The 4,123-nt window shown below is 61.4% G+C and carries 3 protein-coding genes and 1 pseudogene; 1 reads left to right on the forward strand and 3 read right to left on the reverse strand.

From position 1 onward, the window contains the following. Positions 1–597 (reverse strand): annotated as a pseudogene (locus HMPREF2924_RS36610) (DUF4158 domain-containing protein); the annotation flags it as partial. A 56-nt stretch (positions 598–653) separates the two neighbouring features. On the opposite strand from HMPREF2924_RS36610, the gene HMPREF2924_RS25025 reads away from it, so the two are divergent. After that, positions 654–1,103: an antitoxin Xre/MbcA/ParS toxin-binding domain-containing protein gene (locus HMPREF2924_RS25025; protein WP_031634204.1), complete on the forward strand. Its 450-nt coding sequence runs from the start codon at positions 654–656 to the stop codon at positions 1,101–1,103. A gap of 183 nt (positions 1,104–1,286) precedes the next feature. Here the strand turns inward: HMPREF2924_RS25025 and HMPREF2924_RS25030 are convergent, their stop codons facing one another. Continuing rightward, positions 1,287–2,123, reverse strand: a complete 837-nt coding sequence (locus tag HMPREF2924_RS25030) for a DMT family transporter (protein WP_078464872.1) — start codon at positions 2,121–2,123, stop codon at positions 1,287–1,289. Positions 2,124–2,931: 808 nt separating this feature from the next. Beyond that, positions 2,932–3,915 (reverse strand): GlxA family transcriptional regulator, encoded by a 984-nt coding sequence (locus tag HMPREF2924_RS25035; RefSeq protein ID WP_031634206.1) that lies wholly within the window; start codon positions 3,913–3,915, stop codon positions 2,932–2,934. Positions 3,916–4,123: the final 208 nt, after the last annotated feature.

Below are 4,123 nucleotides of genomic sequence, written 5' to 3' on the forward strand. Positions count from 1 at the left end.
GAACTGCTGCTGATGCTTGTGCTTCGCGCCGCTGAACAGCTTGACTAGGATGCGGTCGTGCAGATCCACCAGCTCATCAATCACGGTTGCAGTGCTCTCCAGCACCACGGCGGCCAGGGTCGCATAGCGCCGCTGCGGCTCGAACTTGCCGAGGTCTTTGGGCGTCATCTGCCCACCCTCGCGGGCCAGCTTGAGCAGGCGGTTCTGGTGGATGTGCCGGCCTAGGCCTTCGGGCAAGTCCACCAGCTGAAATGTCTTCAGCCGCTCGATGTGCTCAAGCATGCGCCGAGAGTTGGGTTTCAGCGGTGCCTGGCGCAGCCAGGTCAACCAGGTGATGCTGCTACCGGCCTTGAGCTTCAACAGCTCGTCCAGCTTGGCCCGATGCGAGTCCGTGAGCGGTTCAACCAAGGCGCGGTAGACCCGCCGATTGGCCCGTGCAATGGCCTCCGAGCAAGCCCGGTCGATCACGCTCAACGCCGGCAGGATGCGTCGTTTCTGCCGCAGGCTCTCCAGCGCCTGACCGGCCAGCAGCAAGCCCTTGTCGGTCTGTTGGGCCAGTTCGGTTAGCTCGCGCACCAGGGCGCGGAAGTCGGACAGGCCGGAAGCTGAAATGATGCCTAAATGACACCATATTGCCGGAAAAGGAGACGATCATGCTTGCTGAGGCCCTTCTGGATCACGGTTATTCTGCTTACCGTGCTCGGCTGAAAGTGCTGCTAGATATCCCTGAATCTGCCGGCAGCTTTGAGATTCACCTCAGGATCAGCTGTGGTTTTTCCGCAGCTAGACTCATGAAACTCGCTGACGAGGGAGTGGTTTCGCCGCAGGCTAGAGAGCAAATAATCCCGCTGCGAACCTTGAAAAACCGGATCACACGTAATCAGCCGTTGACCATTGAGGAAAGCGACCGGCTCTTCCGAACAGTCCACATTACGGCGATGGCTGAGGCGATTTTTGGTGACGCCGACAAGGCAAGGAGGTGGCTGTTCAAGCCCAAGAAACGACTTTCCGGCATGATGCCAATAAATTTGCTCACAACCCTGCAAGGCACGAGTCAGGCTGAAGAGATGTTGCTGCAAATCTCGGAAGGCTTCGTTCTGTGATTTTGCGACGCGGGCCTGCCCCCTCATCACTGGTCCAACTCAGTTGGCCGAGGTTAATCACCCCCTGACTAGTCTGCAGATTTCTTTACATATTTTTCCTTGTCGACACTGAGTTCAGCAGATGCGCGATGACCGCTTTGTCGCCCTGCATCTGGTATCTGGGCATCGAGGTGCTAAACAAAGTCAGCGGCGGCCCGGCGCTGATCCTGCCTCCGGCACCCCGCCGTCCACAGCATTGGCCTGACTGGGCGCTGCAGGCTTGAGCTGCGACACCCCCACCAGGACCAGCGCCAGCCCTGCCAGTTGATAGAGGGAGATCGCCTCGTTCAACAACGCCCAGGAGGCCAGGATCGTCAGCACGGGCCCCAGGTTGCCGACGGCGGCGGTGTGGGTTGGGCCCATTCGCTGAATGGCCAGCGCCATCCAGTAGATTGGCAGAACGGTGGAGAACAGCGCCATGAGCGCCGCATAGAGCCATACCGGCCGCGGCACCACCAGCAGCTGGGCCATGTCGGTCGAGGCGCCGTAGTGAACCAGCACCATCAGCGCCGACGCACTGCCCGCCAGACCGGCCAGCCGCATCGAACCGAGGCGCTTCAGCATGACGCCGGTGCCCAGATAGTACAGCGCATAGGTAACGGCACTCGCGAAGACCCAGGCCGCCCCCAGGATGACCTGCCCACCCATGCCCGCGGTGCTGATGTCGTGCAGGAGCGCCACCCCAAGCCCCATGTAGCAGACGCCCATGGCCAGCAGCGTGCGTCGGCTCGGCCGCTCGCGAAAAATCACGACCTGGAAGAGCAGGATCAGCGTCGGATAGGTGAACAGGATCAGGCGCTCCAGTCCGGCGCTGATGTATTCCAGCCCGTAGAAATCGAAGAGGCTGGACAGGTAATAGCCGAACATCCCCAGCAGCAGGATGCGCGCCCCATCCGCCAGCGAGAGCCGCCCTTCCCCCGCCCCGCGGCTCAGCCACAGCAACCAGAGGAACAGCGGCAACGCGAAGCCAAGCGTTCTCAACTAAGCATTCAGGCACCCCCGGGCCCTCGTACGAGGAAGCAGAGGAAGCAGCACAGTCGTTCATTGGGTTCAAAAGCCATAGGTTTCCTGGTTGCTTTGTGTGCGGGCCAGAGCGCACGCAAAACGACGGCCTATGTATCTTTCCTGGCCCGCTGAACAACACCTCCACGATTGCTGCGCCGTGGACGCCCGACGCGTCGCTCGCCGACAAATCGGGAAACCTGCGGCCAGAATTCTTGTGGGCGGCGCTCGACTGCACGGGAGCTTTCACTTCTTTCCCGCTACCCGATGGCGTCGCGATTGTTCTCGGCGAACTGGCCGCCTCCATCTTGGGCGTCGTCAAGCCTGGGGATCGTTGTATTGTCCTCGGCTGGCCTTTGGGGGTGGAGGGCCGCAAGCGTCTAGCTGGTACGGCCATCTACGCACCGAACGACCGCCTCGTTGCCTTGGCCCGGGCTGTTTGGATCGAAGTTCCCTCAAGCACCTGGAGCTGAGGACAAGAGGCATCTGCGTGGAGACGCCCACCCCTTCCATCGAGCGGACATCTTCCGGCAAGCCTCCTTTCGCGGAAGGGTCAATCGCGAAGCCAGGCTTCAACGGTGATTCTGCAGAAGGTTGATCCGCGCCTTCACGCAGCCTGGCAATGGTAAAGGGGACAGATTAATTTTAGCTTCTCTAATTTCACCCCACATGCATGCAAGCCAAACGCGCGCATTGTGATGGGGCCTTTAGTCAGTGAGGTTCCCGGGATCGACCACGGCGTGCGTATAGCCGCATCATCAGGCCCTCGAACCTTCGCAAGCGCGGACTATTGGTCTGCCTTGCTCCCGGATCCGCCATCTCCGTTGGCCTGACGAACGCTCCGGCGCAGTTCTTGTGGCGTCCGCCCAATGACTCGCACGAAGCAGCGCAGCATGTGATCGGCATCGCCGAATCCGGCGCTCCTGGCGATCTCCTCGAAAGTCTGATGCCCGTCCTCAACCAGCGGCCTTGCCGCCTCGATGCGAAGGCGCTCGATCGCTTTGGCCGGCGTCACCCCGATGGATGCCGCGAATACACGGCCAAACTGACGCACGCTCATATGCGCGACGTCAGCCAAGCGCTCGACTGACAGATCATCACGCAGATGATCGCGCGCATAGCTCAGCACCGTGCGGATGCGATCTGAGCCAGGGTCGAAATCCAGCAGCGAAGAGAACTGGTACTGACCACCTGGCCGTCGATAGTAGACAACCAGCATGCGTGCGACGGAGCGCGCCACCTCTTTGCCCAGGTCCTGCTCGATCATGGCCAAGGCCATGTCGATGCCAGCCGACATGCCTGCGGACGTCCAGACATTCCCGTCTTCGGTCCAGATTCGATCTCCGTCCACGCGCAGCGACGGATAGCGAGCCTGCAGTTGCGGAGCATAGTTCCAATGCGTGGTAGCGACACGACCGTCGAGCAGGCCGCTCTCGGCCAGCACGAAGGCGCCAGTACAGACGCTGGCCGTGCGGCGAGAGCGCAGGGACATGTGCCGGATCGCGGTCGCCATCGACATCGTCCAGTCACCGATCGGAGCGGCCGGTGCGCCGACGATGATGAGCGTGTCGAGGCGGTCGACGACTTCCAATGCTTCGGTCGCGACCTGCAGTCCGCTCGAGGCGCGGATCAACCCGCCCTCAAGCGAAGCGACCGTGAATCGATAGCCCGAAGGGCGCGCGCTATTGGCGTTGGAGAAGGCTTCGAGCGGGCCACTCAAATCCAGCAATACGAAGCCCGAATAAACCAAGAAACAAACGTGACGTGGCATGACCTGAACGCCAATAGCCCGGCAGAAGAGTCATTAGACGCGCCTCCTGTTTGGCAGGTCAACGGGTGCAACAACGGGGCTCGGCCGTTGCCAGATCCGGCCATTCGCCTGGAAGCGCTCGTCTGGCCATCCAAGTGCACCCGCCTCACTCGAGGTGGCTGCGCTTGTCGGCCGAAAGTAAGCGTCCAGCCGCCCCACCCTTGCTCAG

Source organism: Pseudomonas sp. HMSC063H08 (genome assembly GCF_001813645.1).
Classification (GTDB): Bacteria; Pseudomonadota; Gammaproteobacteria; order Pseudomonadales; family Pseudomonadaceae; genus Pseudomonas; species Pseudomonas aeruginosa.